This window comes from Acinetobacter uliginosus, from assembly GCF_044130295.1.
In the GTDB taxonomy this organism is placed as follows: domain Bacteria; phylum Pseudomonadota; class Gammaproteobacteria; order Pseudomonadales; family Moraxellaceae; genus Acinetobacter.
Map to the genome: position 1 here is coordinate 1 of NZ_JBIQOC010000174.1, position 700 is coordinate 700.

At 34.7% G+C, this 700-nt stretch carries 1 protein-coding gene; it reads right to left on the minus strand.

Features of this window, described 5'->3' with window-relative positions; all coding sequences use genetic code 11:
• Window positions 1-26: 26 nt before the first annotated feature.
• Window positions 27-455: an organic hydroperoxide resistance protein gene (locus tag ACE01T_RS17535; protein ID WP_004786455.1), complete on the minus strand. Its 429-nt coding sequence runs from the start codon at window positions 453-455 to the stop codon at window positions 27-29.
• Window positions 456-700 lie beyond the last annotated feature (245 nt).

Here is a 700-nt window from a genome sequence, read left to right on the forward strand (position 1 = left end):
CAAAGCTGATTCTTGGACATAGCTTTTTATTTGGTATAGACAGTGGTAGACACCTGTATATTACCTCGAATAGCATTGGAATAAGGACATACTTGATGCGTTTGTTCCACGATTTTCTCTGCATCAGCTTGTGAAATACCTGAAAGCGTGACATCTAAGTGTACTGTCAAGGCAAATCCACCATTGCCATTAGCAACCATTCCAACAGTACTCAGGACCTCTACATCGTTATCACGGATTTTATATTCTTTATTGCTACGAGTTACATGGATCACTGCATTTCCAAAGCATGCAGCATAGCCAGCTGCAAATAATTGTTCAGGATTCGTTGCATCACCTTTACCACCTAATTCTTTTGGCAAAGCCAATTTTAGTTCTAAGATACCATCTTCACTACGAATATTTCCTGAACGTCCACCGATTGCTTTAACCTGGGTAGAATAAAGATTACTCATTTTGATTACCTTTAAATAAATACATTGTGTGCAATATAATTACACACAATGTATTTATGTCAACTGTTTTTTATATTCCATTTAACATAATGGTTGTTATATGAAATGCAACTAAATTCAGTTGCATTTTTTAATTTCAGGGGACTATACTTAGTCGTAACTGAGTAGGGCTAAAATATGGGTAAAACGGAAAAGTTATTGGAAAAATTTGGAAATTCAAAAAATACGTTTCCATATAAAGATTT